Genomic DNA, 17,732 nt, shown 5'->3' with positions numbered 1-17,732 from the left:
CGGGCGCGTTCCTCAACATGGACGCGACACTGCACGACGGCGTCGTTCGGGTCGGGGACGACGCGCGTCAGCGGTTCTACGACGCTCGGGGCTACGGCCGGCCGCTGGACGGCAACCGCCTCGAACTCGCGCCGGTCGAGGCGGCGCACCTGCTCTCGCGCGGTGACCTCGACGACATCGACGGGATGGACTTCCGCGAGTTCCTGGTTCGGACCGGCGCGGTGCTGGAGTTCGTCGTCTACAAGGACCTCAGGGACAGGGGATTCTACCTCTCGCCCGCGCGCGAGGACTGGCCGGGCGTCGAGGACGCCGACGGCGTCGACTTCGTCGTCTACCCGCGCGGGAAGGGACCGACGGACGGCGACGTGGAGTACCGCGTCCGCCTCACCGGCGAACGGGAACCCGTCGCCGCCGCCTCTCTCGGCGACGTCGTCCTCGCCATCGTCGACGAGGACGGCGACCTGACGTACTTCGACACCGACGCCGACCCGGACGTGAGCGGCACCGACGACTACGCTCCGCCGGCGGGACTCGACGCCGACCTGTTGCTCGACCGGGTGGTCTGCTACGAGTCGCCCGACGAGGTGTACGAACACGGCTTCTACGGGCAGCGACTGTTCGGCCGCAACGCCGAGGAGGGTCCGCTCCAACTGTCGCTCGTCGAGGGCGCGTACCTCGCGCGCCGCGGCGTCATCGACGTGGCGGCCGACGAGGTGGTTGCGCTCGCCCGCGACGTGGAGGGCGGCCGATTCGACCGCCGCCTCCACGCCTACGCGGCGCTCAGAGACGCCGGCGCCGTCCCCAAGAGCGGGTTCAAGTTCGGCGCGGACTTCCGCGTCTACACCGACTTCGAGACGGTGTCGGACCTGAGCCACTCCGCGGACCTCGTGCGCGTCGTCGCGCCCGACCACGCGTTCCTGCCCCGCGACCTCTCCTTGGACGTGCGGCTCTCCGGCGGGGTGCGGAAACGAATGGTTTTTGCGCTCACCGACGCCAACGGTGGAATAGACTGGCTTTCGGTAGCCCGACTCACCCCATGACACGAGACCACGACACCGAGACGGACGCGTCGGGACGCGAGGACCCCCGCACGGACGGGGGTACCTCGGCGGAAGGAGCTGACGACGTGGCCTTGGACCCGTGGGGTTCCTCGACAATCTCGGACTACCGCAAACTGTTCGAGGAGTTCGGCATCGAGGAGTTCGACGAGGTGCTCCCGGAGATTCCGGACCCGCACTACCTGATGCGCCGCGGCGTCATCTTCGGCCACCGCGACTACCGGCCCGTCGCCGAGGCGATGCGCGACGGCGACCCGTTCGCGGTCCTCTCGGGGTTCATGCCGACCGGCGATCCCCACATCGGCCACAAACTCGTCTTCGACGAGATAATCTGGCATCAGCAGCAGGGCGGCGACGCGTACGGTCTCATCGCCGACCTGGAGGCCCACTCCGCGCGCGGCATGACGTGGGAGGAGATAGACGAACACGCGCGCGACTACCTGCTGTCGCTGCTCGCACTCGGATTCGACCCCGAGGAGGGCGAACTCTACCGGCAGTCCGACAACCGCGAACTGCAGGACCTCGCCTTCGAACTCGGGTCGAAGGCGAACTACTCGGAGTTCGAGGCCATCTACGGCTTCGACGGCAGTACGAACGTCTCGCACGTGCAGTCGGTCGTCACGCAGATGGCGGACATCCTCTACCCCCAACTGGACGAGCCGAAACCGACGGTCATCCCCGTCGGCCCCGACCAGGACCCGCACGTCCGCCTCGCCCGCGACCTGTCGGACCGGATGCGCTTCTTCAAGGTGACCGAGGCGTACGCGAGTTTCGAACTGACGGACGCCGAACGCTCGCTCGTCGCCGCCGCCTACGAGGACCGCGAGGCGTTCGCCGAGGACCCCGAGACGCCGCGCTGTGAGGAGGCGGGCGAGTGGCTCTCGGAGGCGAACCTCGACGCACTCGGCGTCGTCGTCGCCGAGGACGTCCGCGAGAGCGCCGTCGAGAAACTGACGAACGCCGGGATGGAACCCCTCCGCCGGCGCGTCCGCTTCCTCGACGCCAACGCCACCGACGCGGCGTTCGACGCCCTCGTGGAGGCAATCGACGGCGAGAAACGCCGCTACGACGAGCACATCGACGCCTTCGACCTGTCGTTCGCCGACGCCGACGAACTCGCCCGCGAGGTGGAAGTCGACCACGGCGGCTACGGCTTCGTCCACCCCTCCTCGGTCTACCACCGGTTCATGACCGGGCTGACGGGCGGGAAGATGTCCTCGTCGGTTCCGGCGAGTCACATCTCCCTGTTGGACGACCCCGAGGAGGGCTACGACAAGGTGAAGTCCGCGACGACGGGCGGGCGCGAGACGGCCGAGAAACAGCGCGAACTCGGCGGCGAGGCGGACAAGTGCCCCGTCTACGAACTGTACGCCTACCTGCTGGCCGGCGACGACGACGAGTTCGCCAAGGAGGTGTACGACGAGTGCGTCGGCGGCGAACGCCTCTGTGGCGGGTGCAAGGAGCAGGCCGCCGAACTGATGCGGGAGTTCCTCGCAGACCACCAGGAGAAGCGCGCGGAGATGGAGGAACTGCTGGACGAACTCGACATCTCCACCGAGTCGGGCCGCCGCGGCGTCGCCCCCGGCGACGACTGACTCGGGTTACAGTTCGACGACCGTTCCCGCGTCCGCTTCTTCGGCCGCCTCGTACAGGTGGCCGGCCGTCACCGCGTCCAGCACCGCCGACCCGACGCTCTCGACGACGACTATCTCGCCGTCGTTCTCGCGGCCCGTCCCCGCCTCGAACACGTCCGAGAACGGCGTCAGGTCCGTCGCCTCCACGCCCGCCTCGGCGAAGTCGCCCGTCTCGACGGCCTCCTCGGGCACGTCGGCGAACAGGCGACTCGCGCGGCGGACGGTCACCCCGTCGAGTTCGCGCATCTCCGGGGTGAACGCGCCGACGGCGACGACGAGCGTCCCCGTCTCCAGTCGGTCGCCGTCGAACACCGGTTCGGTGCTGGTCGTCGCCGTCACGACGACGTTCGACCCCGCCAGCACCTCGTCCGGCGAGTCGACGGCCGACACGTCCACGTCCGGCAGTCGCGCGCGCAGGTCCGCGGCGCACGCCTCGCGGGAGTCCGACGGGGAGTAGATTCGCACCCGTTCGAGGTCCGTCGCCGCCGCGACGGCGCGCGTCTGCCACCGCGCCTGCGCGCCCGCGCCGAACACGCCCAGTCGGACGGGGGCGTCGGCGAGTTCCCGCGCCGCCAGACCGCCGATACACCCCGTCCGCGCGTTCGTCACGCGAGTGCCGGCGAGGTAGGCGAGGGGGAGTCCCGTCTCGGCGTCCGTGACGGCAATCTGCGCGTTCACGGTCGGCAGTCCCTTCTCGGCGTTCGACTCGTGGACGGCGGCGAGTTTCGTCGCGTACGTCGGGTCGCCGTGGACGTAGGCGGGCATCGTCAGCGCGGTGCCGGGCGTCTCCGCCCCGACTGAGTAGTGCGGCCGCGGCGGCCGTTCGACCTCGCCGCGGCCCTGTTTCACGAACGCCCGCTCTATCTCGGGCAGGAGGTCCGGCAGGGAGAGCAACGAGGCGACCCGTTCGTCCGAGAGGACGCGTACGTCGGTCATGTCTCCCCGTTCGACGCGGAGGCGAATCGTTCTTCCGCCTGCGCGGCGAGGGGCTCGCTCGTCGCCAGCTACCGTGGGTGACATTCATACCCACCGCAATCGAAGCGGGACCATGCACGTCGTCATCGTCGGCGGGGGCGTCGTCGGACTGTCGTCCGCCCACGCACTCGCCGAACGCGGCGCGGACGTGACGCTCTGCGAGGCCGGCACACTCGGCGGGGGCAGCACCGGCCGGGCCGCCGGCGGGATTCGGATGCAGTTTTCCACGCCCGTGAACGTCGACCTCTCCGTCGCCAGCGTCCCCGTCTGGGAGTCGTTCGAGGAGCGGTTCGGCGTCGACATCGACTACCGGCGGAACGGCTACCTGTTCCTCGCGCGCGAGGCGTCGACGGCCGCCGACTTCGAGTCGAACGTCGAGATGCAGACGGCTCGCGGCGTCCCCAGCCGACTGCTCTCGCCCGCGGAGGCGACCGAAGTCTGTCCGGAACTCCGCGCCGACGAGTTCGTCGCGGCGACGTACTGCCCGGACGACGGCGTCGCCGACCCGCACTCGGCGGTGCAGGGCTACTCGCGGGCCGTCGACGAGGCGGGCGTGGACGTGCGGACGAAGACGCCGGTCACGGGCCTGGACCGCGAGGGCGACGGCTGGCGCGTCGAGACGCCCGCGGAGACGTTCGCGGCCGACGCCGTCGTCAACGCCGCCGGCGCGTGGGCCAGACGCGTCGGCCGCCTCGCCGACGTGGCGCTCCCCGTCGCGCCGCGCCGCCGACAGGCCGCCGTCGTCGAACCCGAACGCCTCCTCCCCGAGTCCGTCCCGCTCACCATCGACCTCGACAGGGGGGCATACTTCCGCCCCGAACGCGAGGGGACGGCCCTCGTCGGCGGCCACTTCGCCGACGAGGACCCGGACGTGGACCCCGACGACTTCTCGGAGTCGCCCGATTTGGCGTGGACGGCCGAGGCGGTCGAACGCGCGGCGGACGTGGCGCGCTACTTCGGTCCCGAGACGCGCGTCCGGAACGGGTGGGCCGGCCTGTACGCCGTCACGCCCGACCACCACGCCGTCGTGGACGAGGTGGCGCCGGGGTTCGTCGTCGCCGCGGGGTTCTCCGGCCACGGCTTCCAGCACGCCCCCGCGACGGGCCGGTGCGTCGCCGAGTTGTGTCTCGACGGCGCGGCCTCGCACGTCGACGTCTCTGCGCTGTCGCTGGACCGGTTCGAGGCCGACGACGAGGGACTGGTCGAACAGAACGTGGCGTGAGGGGGCCGCCCGTCGCCGTCACGCCGGACCGGACGGTTACTCGCTCCGTCGCCCGGACGCGGCCTTCCAGTCCATCGTGACGGTGATGCTCTCTCTGCTCCCGCGGAGGATGGACGACCGTTCGCGCACGCCGATTTCGTAGGCGAGCGACGACCGCGGGCTGAGCCGTATCCGCTTGTTGCCGACGCTGACGTCCGCGTCGCCGCCGCTCTCGATGGCGTCCGCGAGCGCTCGCAGGCGGCTGGCGGCCTCTTCGCGCGTGAGTTTCTCCGCGTTGAGCGTCTTGCTGACCATGTCCGGTGCTGAGGACGGTGCGCGAATAAAGCGCACGGCCGTCTCGGTCGGCGCGACGGGCCGTCCGCCCCGGCGGCGGTGCCGCGTCAGACGCCGGGGATGCCGAACGCCGCGAACCTGAACAGTCCCAGCGCCGCGAGGGCGTAGAGGACGAGGGCGGCCACCAGCCACGCGACGCCGCCGATGGTCGCCGCCGCCAGCCAGCCGCCGGGGTACTGCCAGTTGATGACCCCTATCCACGCGGCGAGCGCGAGTATCGGGCCGAGGAGCGGAATCCACCCGAGGAAGAACGCGACGACGGCCCAGACGAGGGCACCGACGAAGGCGGTGAACACCGCGCGCCCGTAGCCCACGTCTCTGTCGATGATGAGGCGCGCGCCGGTGTGGATACCGACGGCACCGATGAGGAGGTTGACGACGAAGACGAATATCGCGCCGCCCAGCGACCGACTCGGACCGCCCCCCTGCAGCAGGAGGGGTTCGAGTTCGAGCATCTATCGACCCCTCCGGACGGTCGGTCGAGACGGCGACTCTGTCGCTCCGGTGCGTCGCGGCCAGCGAGTCGGACGTGGCACACTCATCCCGGTGTATCGATGTCCGGCGGCAGACATGAAGCTGCGGGCCGGGGGCGCGCGGCGTCGAAGACCGACGCGGGGCGTCGAACGTCGACGGCGCGCGTCGGACGTGCTACGCCGTCGCACGGAGTCGGAACCGTTTTGTCCCGCGACTCGCTCGTTGGGACCATGCCGACCGGACCCACCGACGGCGGAGGCGTCGCGTCCGAACCGACCGCAACCGACGGGTTCGGCTTCTTCTTCGGGGTCGACTGACGAGCGCGATTGTCGTCTCGCGCCGGGGTCGCTGCCGCGACGGCGGCGACCACCGTCGCACCGATGCAATCGCGCTCGTGAGGGCGGCGGACTCGTCGCCGGGTGTCGGCGCGGCACACGCCGTCCCGACGGCCGCCGGCGACGAAACCGCCCGAACCGGCCCCGTGCGAGCGGTCTCGCTCGCGCGCTTCGGAACTGCTAACTGGCCTTCGGCCGGTAGACGCGACAACGACCGACGCGAACACGAAATGAAACTACCCGAATCACAGGTCGCGGTGTTGAACGCCGCGAGTGCGACGGACGCAACGACCGTCGGCGAACTCGCCGACGAGACGGGACTGAAACCCGAGACGGTGACGCAGGCCGCCTTCGAACTGCGCGACGAGGGCTACGTCGCCGTCGAGGAGGCGGAGGCGGTGACGCACGAACTCACCGAGGAGGGCCGCGAGTACGTCGAGTCCGATCTCCCCGAGGTGCGACTCTACCGCGCCGCCGTCGAGGCGGGCGCGACGGACGACCCGGTTCCGATGGGGCAGGTCATCGGCGCCGCCGGACTGGGCGGCCCCGAGGTGGATATCGCCCTCGCGAACTTCGGCCGGAAGGGCTACGGCGACATCGACGGCGGCGAACTCGCCGCCGACGGCGACGCGGACGCCGAGAGCGACGCCGAGTCCGTCGCCCTGGCCGCCCTCGCGGACGGCGAGACGGTCGACGACGAGGACACACTCGACCAACTCGTCTCGCGCAACCTCGTCGAACGCCACGAGGAGACGGTCCGCTCGGTCACCCTCACCGATGCGGGCGTCACCCTCCTCATGGAGGGCGTCGAGGCGGCGGAGACGGTGGACCGCCTCACCCCCGAGATGCTCACCTCCGGCGAGTGGCAGGACGTCGAGTTCACCGAGTACAACGTCGAGGCCGACGCGCCCGACGCGCGCGGCGGCAAGACGCACATCCTCCGACAGACCGCGGACCGAGTGAAGGACGTGCTCGTCGGCATGGGCTTTCAGGAGATGGAGGGACCGCACGCCGACGCGGACTTCTGGATCAACGACTGCCTGTTCATGCCGCAGGACCACCCGGCGCGGACCCACTGGGACCGGTTCGCCCTCGACGTGCCGCCCATCGAGGAGGTGCCCGAGGACCTGGTCGACCGGGTCGAGGACGCCCACCGGAACGGCGTCGGCCCGGACGGCGACGGCTACCACTCGCCGTGGTCCGAGGACTTCGCCCGCGCCATCGCCCTCCGGGGACACACCACCTCGCTGTCGATGCGCTACCTCTCGGGGCACGAAGTCGGCGAGTTGGAACCGCCGCAGCGGTACTTCTCCGTCGAGAAGGTGTACCGCAACGACACGCTGGACCCGACCCACCTGCTGGAGTTCTACCAGATAGAGGGCTGGGTGATGGCCGACGACCTCTCGGTGCGCGACCTGATGGGCACCTTCGAGGAGTTCTACGCGCAGTTCGGCATCACGGACATCCAGTTCAAGCCGCACTACAACCCCTACACGGAGCCGTCGTTCGAACTGTTCGGACGGCACCCCGAGACGGGCGAACTGATAGAGATAGGGAACTCGGGTATGTTCCGCGACGAGGTGCTCGAACCGCTGGGCGTCGACTGCGACGTGATGGCGTGGGGCCTCGCGCTGGAACGCCTGCTGATGCTCATGTACGGCTTCGACGACATACGCGACGTGCACGGGACGATGTCCGACCTCGAACTGCTCCGCGAGACGGAGGTGCTCCGATAATGCCCGTCGTCGACGTTCACCCCGACGAACTGCGCGACCTGACCGGGCACGACGAGAAGTCCGACGAGGAGTTCAAGGAGGACCTGTTCGCCCTCGGACTGGAGTTCGAAGGCGAGACCGAGGAGGGGGCGTTCCAACTGGAGTTCGGCCCCGACCGACTCGACAGGCTCTCCGTGGAGGGCGTCGCGCGGTCGCTCCGCTACCAGTACGGCGACTCCCGCGGCGTCTACGTCCCGAAGACGAACGACCCCGACTTCACGTTCGTCGTGGACGAGGACGTGCCGGACCAACGGCCGTACGTCACCGGCGCGATAATCCGCGGGGTCGACCTGGACGAGGACGCCCTCGACTCGCTCATCCAACTGCAGGAGAAACTGCACGCGACGATGGGCCGCAAGCGCGCGAAGGGCGCAATCGGCATCCACGACCTGACGATGCTGAAGGGCGAGGTGCTCACCGAGGAGTCGGGCGGCAACTCCATCACCTACACCGGCGTCGACCCCGACGGCGACACGTTCGTCCCCCTCGACGCCGACGCGGAGATGACGCCCGCCGAGGTCCTCGAACGCCACCAGACGGGTCAGACGTACGCCGACCTCGTCTCGGAGTACGACCGCTACCCGGCGATATACGACGAACTCGGCCTGTTCTCGTTCCCGCCGGTCATCAACGGCCGCCGGACCGAGGTGTCCACCGAGTCCCGCGAACTGCTCGTCGAACTCACGGGGACCGACCAGTGGACCATCGACCGGATGTGCAACATCGTCTGCTACGCCCTCGACGCGCGCGGCGCGACCATCGAGGAGGTCGAAGTCGAGTACGAGTCGGGCTCTCTCGTCCGGCCGGACTTCGAGGTGGACACGAAGCACGTCTCGCACGACCGCATCGAGACGATGCTCGGCGTCGACCTCGAACCGCGCGAGGTGGTGGACCTGTTCGAACGGTCCGGCCTCGACGCGAACGCGGACGACGGTGCCGACGCGGACGCCGAAAGCGACGACGTGGTCTACGAGGTGTCGATTCCGCCGTACCGCGTGGACGTGCTCCACCCGTTGGACCTCATCGACGACGTGGGACGCGCGTACGGCTTCAACGAACTCGAACCGCGCTATCCGAACGTGGGGACGGTCGGCGGCCGCCACGAACGCTCCCGACTGGAGGACGCGGCCCGCAACTCCCTCGTGGGACTCGGCTTCGAGGACATGCTGAACTTCCACATGACCAGCGAGGCGGAGGTGTACGACCGGATGCGCGTCGAACCCGGACGTTCGGTTCTCGGCGGCGGCGACGCCGCGGAGATAACCGGCCCGTACAGCGAGGACTACACCATCCTCCGCACGTGGGCGCTCCCCTCCCTGCTGATGGTCCTGGAGAACAACACCCACCGCGCGTACCCGCAGGACCTCGCCGAAATCGGATTGGTCGCCGAACGCGACGACTCGGTGAACACGCGCGTCGCCGAACGGCGGCACGTCGCCGGCGTCCTCGCCCGTCACGACGCCACCTTCGAGGACGCGAAGGCCCGTCTCCAGACGCTCTGCCGCGACTTCGGCGTCGAACTGGAGACGCCCGCCACCGACCACCCGTCGTTCATCGACGGCCGCGTCGCCAGCGTCGTCGTCGACGGCGCGGACGTGGGCGTCGTCGGCGAGATTCACCCTGCGGTGCTGGTCGAACACGACCTGGAACTGCCCGTCGCGGCGTTCGAGTTCGACCTCGACGCACTGCGGTAGACCGGCGGCGTCTCGTCGTCTCGCACCGTTTGCCGTCTGCTCGCCGGCCGCGGTGCCACTACGGTGCCGACGGCGGCCGAGAAAAATAACCCAAGCTAATCGTACGCGAGGCAAAATTATCTTCAAGTATTTTTCTCGAAATCATCGAAATGTTTAGTACGCCGTCGGCGCGGTATCTTTCATGAACGATTCTGACGAGCGATTCGAGACGCTGGCCGTGACCTACGGCGAACGAGGGCAACGACCCGCCCCGGGCGTCGAAGACGTGGCCGTCCCCATCCACCTCTCCTCGACGTACGCGGTGCCGGAGATAGACCCCGATGCGTCGCTGGAGACGCTCGACCCGGACGCGGGCGAGTATCTCTACTCGCGGCTTTCGAACCCGACGCGGAACGCGCTGGAACACCGTCTCGCGGCGCTGTGCGGCGCCGACGACGCGCTGGCGTTCGCCTCCGGGACGGCCGCCATCGTGACGGCCATCTCGGCGGCCGTCGAACCCGGCGACCACGTCGTCGCGTTCGAGGACCTCTACGGCGGTACGAGGTCGATGCTCACGCGCTACTTCGAGGATCGACTCGGCGTCGAGACCACGTTCGTGGACGCGCGTGATACGGCGGAAGTCGAGGCGGCGATGCGCGAGGAGACGTCGCTGGTGTGGATGGAGACGCCGACGAACCCGCTGCTGCGACTCTGCGACGTGGAGGCCGTCGCCGCCGTCGCCGAGGAGTACGGGGCGACGCTCGGCGTCGACAACACGTTCGTCGGGCCGCAGTTCCAGCGACCGCTCGAACTCGGCGCGGACGTGGTCGTCCACTCGACGACGAAGTACCTCAACGGGCACTCGGACTCCATCGGCGGCGCACTCGCGACGAACGACGAGGCGTACTTCGAGGAGGTGCAGTTCCTCCAACGCGTCGGGATGGGCAACATGCTCGCGCCGTTCGACGCCTACCTCACCCTCCGCGGCCTGAAGACGCTCCCGCTCCGGATGGAGAAGCACGCCTCGAACGCGCAGGCCGTCGCCGAGTTCCTCGCCGACCACTCGGCCGTCGAAGCCGTCCACTACCCCGGGCTGGCGTCGCACCCGCAACACGAACTCGCCTCCCGGCAGATGTCGGGCTACGGCGGGGTCCTCTCCGTCGAGTTGGGGACGGACCTCGACGGGGTCGCGCGGTTCGTCGCCGCTCTCGACCACTTCCCGCTGGCGGTCAGTCTGGGCGGGGTCGAGTCGCTCGTCGAGCACCCGGCGTCGATGACGCACTCGCCGCTCTCGCAGACCGAACGCGACTCGCTCGGCATCTCCGACAGCCTCCTCCGCATCTCCGTCGGCGTCGAACACGAGGCGGACCTGCTCGCGGACCTCTCGAACGCGCTCGACGCCGTCTGACCGGCCACGCCGTCCGTCTTCTCGGGCACACCGTCCGTCGCTCCGGTCGCGCGGTCACCGCCGCGTCCGCCGTCCCGGCCGTCGGCGCAGGCGGCACGCTCGGGGCGTCTCCCCCGACCAATCGAGTGACTTAACACGCCTTCCGGTGGTACACTTTCCTATCAATGCCGAGCGGAGAATACGACCCCGAGACGGTCGAAGCGAAGTGGCAAGACAGGTGGGTCGAGGAGGACACGTACGCGTACGACGACAGCGCCGTAGACGCCGACACCGCCTTCTCCATCGACTCGCCGCCGCCGACGGTTTCGGGGAGTCTCCACTGGGGCCACGCCTACGGCTTCACGCTGCAGGACTTCGTCGCTCGGTTCGAGCGGATGCGCGGAAAGGAGGTGTTCTTCCCGTTCGGCTTCGACGACAACGGCATCGCCTCGGAGCGACTGACCGAGGAGGAACTCGACGTTCGCCATCAGGACTACGACCGGCGCGAGTTCCAACAGATGTGCCGCGAGGTGTGCGAACGCTACGAGGCCGAGTTCACCGAGAAGATGCAGAACCTCGGCATCTCCATCGACTGGGAGCAGACGTACCAGACCATCTCGCCGGAGGTCCAGCGCATCTCGCAGCTCTCGTTCGTCGAACTGTACGACGAGGGTCGCGAGTACCGCCAGCGCGCCCCGGCCATCTGGTGTCCCGAGTGCGAGACGGCCATCTCGCAGGTCGAGACCGAGGACGACGAACAGGACAGCCACTTCCACGACATCGCCTTCGAAGTCGTGGACAGCGAGGAACGGAGTTCCTCGGACAGTCGGACGGAGTCCGACGACAGCCAGGAGGAGTTCGTCATCTCCACGACGCGCCCGGAACTGCTCCCCGCGTGCGTCGCCGTCTTCGTCCACCCCGACGACGACTCGAACCAGCATCTCGTCGGCGAGGAGGCGCGGATTCCGCTGTTCGGACAGGAGGTGCCCATCATCGAGGACGAACGCGTGGACCTGGAGACGGGGTCCGGCATCGTCATGTGCTGTACGTTCGGCGACCAGACCGACATCGAGTGGTACCAGGCGCACGACCTGGACCTCCGCATCGCCATCGACGAGTCCGGCACCCTGACCGACGTCGCGGGCGAGTACGAAGGTCTGTCCTCGGAGGCGGCGCGCGAGGAAATCGTCGCTGACCTCGACGACGCGGGCGCACTGCTGGACCGCCGCGCCATCACCCACACGGTGAACGTCCACGAACGCTGCGGGACGAGCGTCGAGTTCCTCGTCAAAGACCAGTGGTACGTCGAACTGCTGGACAAGACCGACGAGTACCTCGAAGCCGGCCGCGAGATGGACTGGTACCCCGAGAAGATGTTCACGCGGTACAAGAACTGGATCGAGGGGCTCCAGTGGGACTGGTCCATCTCCCGGCAGCGTTCCTCCGGCATCCCGTTCCCCGTCTGGTACTGCGGCGACTGCGAACACGTCGTCGTCGCCGACCGCGAGGACCTGCCGGTGGACCCCCTGAGCGACGACCCGCCCGTCGACGCCTGCCCCGAGTGCGGCCACGACGAGTTCGTCCCCGAGGACGACGTGTTCGACACGTGGGCCACCTCGTCGCTCACGCCCCTCATCAACGCCGGGTGGGATTGGGACGCCGAGAGCGGCGAGACCACGCTGGACCGCGAGGAACTCTACTCGTTCGATATGCGCCCGCAGGGCCACGACATCATCTCCTTCTGGCTGTTCCACACCGTCGTCAAGTGCTACGAGCACACCGGCGAGGTGCCGTTCGACAGCGTGATGATAAACGGGATGGTCCTGGACGAGAACCGCGAGAAGATGTCGAAGTCGAAGGGCAACGTCGTCTCGCCGGACGAGGTCATGTCGAAGTACCCCGTCGACGCCGCGCGCTACTGGGCCGCGGGGTCGGCCGTCGGCGACGACCTGCCCTACTCCGAGAAGGGCCTCCGCGCGGGCGAGAAACTCCTCCGGAAACTGTGGAACGCCTCGAAACTGGTCGATAGCCTCACCGACGACGCCCCCGAGACGTTCGACCACGACGAGTTGCGCGCCATCGACCGGTGGCTTCTGGCCTCTTTGGACCGGGAGATTCAGCACGTCACCGAGAAACTGGAGACCCGCGAGTTCTCGAAGGCCCGCGACGACCTGCGGAGCTTCTTCTGGAACACGTTCTGCGACGACTACCTCGAAATCGCCAAACAGCGCGTCCGCGACGGCGGCGACGCCTCCGCGGCCTACACGCTCCGGACGGCGCACCGTCGCTTCCTCAAACTGTTCGCGCCCGTCCTCGCACACGTCACCGAGGAACTGTGGCGCGAGATGCACGGCGACGAGAGCGTCCACGGGACGGCGTGGCCCGAACCGCTCGGACTCGACGCCGACTTCGCGGCGGGCGAGACGGCGATGGCCGTCGTCGGGGCCCTCCGCAAGTACAAGAGCGACAACCAACTGTCGATGAACGCGCCGGTCGACCTGGTGCAGGTGTACGGCGACGTTCGCGGCTTCGAGGCGGACGTCAGCGGCGTCATGCACGTCGAGGAACTGGAGACGCTGGACGAGGAACCGCAGATAGAGTCGGTCGTCACCGGCGTCGACCTCGACTACTCGCTGGTCGGGCCGGAGTTCGGCGCGCAGGTGCCCGACATCGAGGCCGCCCTCGAAGCCGAGGAGTACGAGGTGGTCGACGGCGAACTCCACGCCGCGGGCGTCGAACTCGACCCGGAGATGTTCACCATCGAGGAAGAGCGCAGGTACACCGGCGAGGGCGACATGCTCGAAGCGGGCGACGCCGTCGTCATCGTCCGTCACGGCGACTGAAGCGGCGACGACTCCGACGACTCGCCTTCTCTCCTTTTCTCCGTCGCTACCGGTGACCCATCACCACGAGGACGAGTCCGAACAGGACGCCGAGGGCGACGAGGGCGGCACCGCCGATGCCGTACAGTTCCGCGGCGGTGTACTGGAATCGGTCGCCGTATCGGACGATACCGGCAGACAGCAGGAGTGTGAGTCCTGACCCGGTCAGAACGGTCGCGAGGTCGAATCCGGCGGGGTTGCCGAGGTCTGGCACGGTCGTGTGGTCTGCGGGCGCGTCGATAACGGTGGTGGCCGCGGTCGGTCGCGGCCGCAGACGCCCCGGATGCGGTGGCCGTCGCCGCCGGCCGCCGCGGTCAGTCGGTCCCGCCTACGTCGCGTTCGAACTGCCACCCGACGCCGAACGCCTCGGCGACGGCCGCCGCGTCCTCGACGTGCGGGAGCGTCAGCGGGCGGTTCGCGTTCGCGTCGTCTTCGACCTCGTCGGGGTCGGGTGCCGTGAGTCGAACCGCCGTGGCGTCGTCCGTGGCCGCGTCGAAGGTGACGGTCCGCGTCCCGAACAGTCGGTCGACGACGTCCGTCCGGACGGCGACGCCGGTCACGGCCCCGCGTTCGAGGCGGGCCTGCGGTTCGTCCAAGACGGTGTCGTAGACGACGAGTACGTCGCCGTAGCAGCGATACTCGACCGTCCCGACCCGGACGTAGCGGGAGAGCGCTCTCAGCGCCGCGAACGCACTCGCGAGGACGAGCGGGTACACGGCGAGTTGCGGCGCGCCGACGAACACCGCCGCCCCGACGAGGACGTAGAGATACAGGACGGCACTCGTGACGGTGTACCTGACGCCGCGGTAGACGGCGTCGAAGCCGGTCACGAGACGACCGGGGCGCGTCCGGTAGGCCGGAGACTCGGCGGGGACGGCGACCGGAACGGGAGCTATCTCCGTCTCCGCGCTCCCGAACAGGCGGGCGAACAGTCCGCGCTTCTCCGGGTCGTGTTCGACCTGATACGTCCGGAGGTCGTGCGCGAACTTCCCGACGACGACGACTGTCACGAGGGCCTCGGTGCCGACGGCCGTCACCGCCCCGGCGAGAAACAGGAGCGCGCCGACGGCGAAGAACTGTCTGAACGCGGGCGAGAACGCCGACCGCGGCGAGTGGTGTCTGTACCCCTCGTCGTGGAAGTAGTCGCTCGCCGTCTCGACGCCGTGGCCGACGAACACGCCCACCCCGCCGAGGGCGATGCGCCCGACCATCTCGTCCGTGACCGTCGGGTCGGCGAGTCCGAACAGGCCGAGGACGAGACCGAGTTCCAGCGGTGCGAGAAACGCCGCGGCGACGAGTAGCGGCAGGAGGTTTCGCGGGTAGAGCGGCGGTACCGGTCCGGGGAGCGTCACGCTGCCGCGCTTGCCATGGAACGGGCCGAACAGCCGACTGTCGTCCTCGACGCCGTCGTTCGGGCGCTTCCGCGCGAACGGTATCTTCACGAGCGACCAGCAGAGGACGGCGACGACTTCGACGGCGAAGACGGCGAGGAGAACCGTCGTGGACCACCCGAGAAACAGGACACCGAGCGGTGCGACGGCGTTGGACCCGAGAATCGCGAGGAGTCCGAGTCGCGGCGTGGAGGGACGACGCACAGTCGTGCGAACGAGTCGGGAGACAAACAGGTTACGGTCCGCCGTCGGACGCCCGGTTACAGGTCCGCGCCGACGGCCTCGTCCACCGAGTCGAAGCCGTCGCGGTCGAGGAGTTCCAGCAGTCCCTCGTTGATGTCGTGCGCGAGCGTCGGTCCCTCGAAGACGAGGCCGGTGTACAGTTGGACGAGGCTCGCCCCGGCGCGAATCTTCGCGTAGGCCCCCTCGGCCGAGGAGACGCCGCCGACGCCGACGACGGGCACGTCCGTTCGCTCGGCGACGAAGCGGACCATCTCGGTGGCGCGGTCCTCGATGGGTGCGCCCGACAGTCCGCCGCGTTCCGCCCGGTTCGGATTCCGCAGTCCCGACGGACGGTCGGTGGTGGTGTTGGTGGCGACGACGCCGTCAAGGCCGTACTCGGCGACGACGTCGAGGGCGTCCTCGACGGCGGGAGCCGGGAGGTCCGGCGACAGTTTCACCAGCAGGGGGTCGGCGCCGGCGTCGACGAGTTCACCGAGGATAGCCTCCAGCGAGTCGCGGTTCTGCAGGTCGCGGAACCCCTCGCTGTTCGGACAGGAGACGTTGACCGCGACGTAGTCGGCGTGTTCGGCCACTCGCTCGTAGGTGTAGCGGTAGTCCTCGGGCGCGTCGGCCGGCGTGGCCGACTCCGAGAGGGCGAGGTTGACGCCGACGGGTATCTCGGGACGCGGCCCCGCGGCGAGGCGCGCGCCGACGGCGTCCGCGCCCTCGTTGTTCAGCCCCATCCGGTTGACGATGGCCCGGTCCTCGGGCAGGCGGAACATCCGCGGGCGGGGGTTCCCGTCCTGCGCCCGCGCCGTCACGCCGCCGACTTCGACGTGACCGAAGCCGAGTGCGCCGAGAACGTCGGGCACCTCGGCGTTCTTGTCGAACCCGGCGGCGACGCCGATGGGGTTGTCGAAGGAGACGCCGAACGCCTCCGTGCGGAGTCTGTCGTCCGCCACGCGACACCGCGCGGCGAGGGCGTCGGCGACGGGCGTGTGCTGGACGGCACGCAGTCCGCGGTGGACGAGTCCGTGCGCCGTCTCCGGCGGTAACGAGAACAGTACGGGCTTGAAGAGTCGATAGAGACCGCGCAGAGGTGATGGCCGCTGTGCGGTGCGTCTGTCGTCCGAGACGGGTCGCTCCATCTGGCGCGGTCAGAAGTCGTGTTCGACTTCGTCGGGGTCGGCCTTCTGGATGATGATCTTGCCGTCGCGGACTCGAACGAACACCTCGTCGCCAATCTCCATTCCGGCGACGGCGAGTTCGTCCTCGTGGAGGTTCACGTGGACGTTGTGGTACTCGCCGTTCTCGTCTTTCGCGCCACTCGGGCTGAGCTTCTTTTTCCGGACCATCGGGGTCTCTCTGTTCGATGCTTCGCCGTAGGATATACATAAGTGTTGTCTACCCGTTCTCAAGTCTGTAAACAAACCTGTAAACAAACGGCGCTGGTGCGCTCGGTGTCGGTCGTTCTTCGAATCGGAACGGACGCACCGCAGACTGAGCGATTCTTTATAAGCACCTCGCCGCCGCCCCCCATTTTTCGCCGATATATTTAAGCCGGACCATGTGTTCGGTTGCCATGGAGGTCACAAACCATGGTACGCGAGGACGGTAAGCGGAACTTCGTACTGCGTGAGGAGGACGGCACGGAGTCGAGTGTCTTCTCCGGAAGCATGCCCCGCCAAGCCGCCCTGAAGGCCGCCCGACGACTCGACCCGCACGGTTCCGAGGACGAGGCCCGGGAACACGCAACAGAGATTCGGCTCCGCGAGAAGGGGACCGACAAGGTACACATCTTCCACGCGTGGGCGTGGGTGGACAACGCCCCCGACGACAAACCGGACTGGATGGAGGGGGACATCACGAAAGGAAACGTCTCGAAACAGGGGATAGAACACATCGAGGAGTAGGTCCGGACGACGCCGACGTTTTCTTCGCGCACGCGAGAGGCGAGACTCGTCGCAGTCCCGCCCGTTCAGCACCGTCCGACCACGCGACGTGCGTCGGTGGCCGCCGAGGGGGTTCGTCCGCACGCATCCGACACGGCTTTGGCCGTCCCCTGACGAGACTCACTCGCGCGGCTACCACCCGGTCCGACCCGACGTGAGACGCGAGGGATGAGCGACCGGCCTCCGACCGCGCGACATCTCCGTGCACTCGACCGCTGAGCGACGCGTCACTTCCCTCGCCCGCGTGAGCCCTCGCGGCAGGGCGGCCACGAAGGTATGAAACCGCATGACGAAGCGCCGCCGGTTCGACGGCCTTTTATGTTCCCCTGCCATTCGTAGAAATACGCGGGGCGCCCCGGGACACTCCCGGCGCGCCACTCTCCGAACGCCCTCGACCCCACCGCCGACACGTCGGCCGC

General features: G+C 68.7%; 15 protein-coding genes. 8 read left to right on the top strand and 7 right to left on the bottom strand.

Annotated features, from left to right (window positions below; genetic code table 11):
- Positions 1 to 17: 17 nt before the first annotated feature.
- Together endA and BM310_RS00070 are read left to right on the top strand one after the other, a co-directional pair.
- A complete protein-coding gene (endA, locus tag BM310_RS00075) occupies positions 18 to 1,040 on the top strand; it encodes a tRNA-intron lyase (protein ID WP_177232490.1) in 1,023 nt (340 codons plus the stop codon).
- Positions 1,037 to 2,653 carry a tryptophan--tRNA ligase gene (locus tag BM310_RS00070; RefSeq protein ID WP_089803715.1) on the top strand — a complete coding sequence of 539 codons (1,617 nt, stop codon included), beginning with the start codon at positions 1,037 to 1,039 and terminating at the stop codon, positions 2,651 to 2,653. Before endA ends, BM310_RS00070 begins: the two co-directional genes overlap by 4 nt.
- Before the next feature lie 6 nt (positions 2,654 to 2,659).
- Here BM310_RS00070 and BM310_RS00065 read toward each other — a convergent pair whose 3' ends face one another.
- Positions 2,660 to 3,628, bottom strand: a complete 969-nt coding sequence (locus BM310_RS00065) for an ornithine cyclodeaminase family protein (RefSeq protein ID WP_089803714.1) — start codon at positions 3,626 to 3,628, stop codon at positions 2,660 to 2,662.
- A gap of 112 nt (positions 3,629 to 3,740) precedes the next feature.
- Between BM310_RS00065 and BM310_RS00060 the strand changes: the two genes are divergently transcribed.
- Complete coding sequence (locus BM310_RS00060; RefSeq protein ID WP_089803713.1) at positions 3,741 to 4,889, top strand: NAD(P)/FAD-dependent oxidoreductase; 1,149 nt, start codon at positions 3,741 to 3,743, stop codon at positions 4,887 to 4,889.
- Positions 4,890 to 4,925: 36 nt separating this feature from the next.
- Here the strand turns inward: BM310_RS00060 and BM310_RS00055 are convergent, their stop codons facing one another.
- Positions 4,926 to 5,183, bottom strand: a complete 258-nt coding sequence (locus BM310_RS00055; RefSeq protein ID WP_089803712.1) for an amphi-Trp domain-containing protein — start codon at positions 5,181 to 5,183, stop codon at positions 4,926 to 4,928.
- A gap of 86 nt (positions 5,184 to 5,269) precedes the next feature.
- The gene (locus tag BM310_RS00050; RefSeq protein WP_089803711.1) at positions 5,270 to 5,677 is read right to left on the bottom strand and encodes a hypothetical protein; all 408 of its coding nucleotides are present in this window, start codon (positions 5,675 to 5,677) and stop codon (positions 5,270 to 5,272) included.
- A 584-nt stretch (positions 5,678 to 6,261) separates the two neighbouring features.
- On the opposite strand from BM310_RS00050, the gene pheS reads away from it, so the two are divergent.
- The 4 genes from pheS (at position 6,262) to BM310_RS00030 (ending at position 13,709) form a co-directional block, all read left to right on the top strand.
- On the top strand, positions 6,262 to 7,767 hold the full coding sequence (gene pheS, locus BM310_RS00045; RefSeq protein WP_089806890.1) for a phenylalanine--tRNA ligase subunit alpha: 1,506 nt from the start codon (positions 6,262 to 6,264) through the stop codon (positions 7,765 to 7,767).
- Entirely contained in the window at positions 7,767 to 9,500 is a 1,734-nt protein-coding gene (gene pheT / locus BM310_RS00040) for a phenylalanine--tRNA ligase subunit beta (protein ID WP_089803710.1), read from the top strand. The genes pheS and pheT overlap by 1 nt, the downstream gene beginning before the upstream one ends.
- A gap of 181 nt (positions 9,501 to 9,681) precedes the next feature.
- Positions 9,682 to 10,887 carry a trans-sulfuration enzyme family protein gene (locus tag BM310_RS00035; protein ID WP_089803709.1) on the top strand — a complete coding sequence of 402 codons (1,206 nt, stop codon included), beginning with the start codon at positions 9,682 to 9,684 and terminating at the stop codon, positions 10,885 to 10,887.
- Between the two features lie 164 nt (positions 10,888 to 11,051).
- A complete protein-coding gene (locus BM310_RS00030; protein ID WP_089803708.1) occupies positions 11,052 to 13,709 on the top strand; it encodes a valine--tRNA ligase in 2,658 nt (885 codons plus the stop codon).
- Positions 13,710 to 13,755: 46 nt separating this feature from the next.
- On the opposite strand, the gene BM310_RS00025 is transcribed toward BM310_RS00030, so the two are convergent.
- The 4 genes from BM310_RS00025 to BM310_RS00010 all read right to left on the bottom strand — a co-directional run bounded on the left by BM310_RS00025 (position 13,756) and on the right by BM310_RS00010 (position 16,716).
- The gene (locus BM310_RS00025; RefSeq protein ID WP_089803707.1) at positions 13,756 to 13,962 is read right to left on the bottom strand and encodes a hypothetical protein; all 207 of its coding nucleotides are present in this window, start codon (positions 13,960 to 13,962) and stop codon (positions 13,756 to 13,758) included.
- A 100-nt stretch (positions 13,963 to 14,062) separates the two neighbouring features.
- Positions 14,063 to 15,343 carry a DUF6498-containing protein gene (locus tag BM310_RS00020; protein ID WP_089803706.1) on the bottom strand — a complete coding sequence of 427 codons (1,281 nt, stop codon included), beginning with the start codon at positions 15,341 to 15,343 and terminating at the stop codon, positions 14,063 to 14,065.
- Positions 15,344 to 15,399: 56 nt separating this feature from the next.
- Positions 15,400 to 16,509: a quinone-dependent dihydroorotate dehydrogenase gene (locus BM310_RS00015; RefSeq protein ID WP_089803705.1), complete on the bottom strand. Its 1,110-nt coding sequence runs from the start codon at positions 16,507 to 16,509 to the stop codon at positions 15,400 to 15,402.
- A 9-nt stretch (positions 16,510 to 16,518) separates the two neighbouring features.
- The gene (locus BM310_RS00010; protein WP_006055708.1) at positions 16,519 to 16,716 is read right to left on the bottom strand and encodes a hypothetical protein; all 198 of its coding nucleotides are present in this window, start codon (positions 16,714 to 16,716) and stop codon (positions 16,519 to 16,521) included.
- 243 nt (positions 16,717 to 16,959) lie between these two features.
- On the opposite strand from BM310_RS00010, the gene BM310_RS00005 reads away from it, so the two are divergent.
- Positions 16,960 to 17,274, top strand: coding sequence for a non-histone chromosomal MC1 family protein (locus BM310_RS00005; protein WP_089803704.1), 315 nt, complete (start codon positions 16,960 to 16,962; stop codon positions 17,272 to 17,274).
- Positions 17,275 to 17,732: the final 458 nt, after the last annotated feature.

The sequence above is a fragment of the Halogeometricum rufum genome (assembly GCF_900112175.1).
Lineage (GTDB): Archaea > Halobacteriota > Halobacteria > Halobacteriales > Haloferacaceae > Halogeometricum > Halogeometricum rufum.
This window is presented reverse-complemented; position numbering and strand designations above follow the sequence as displayed.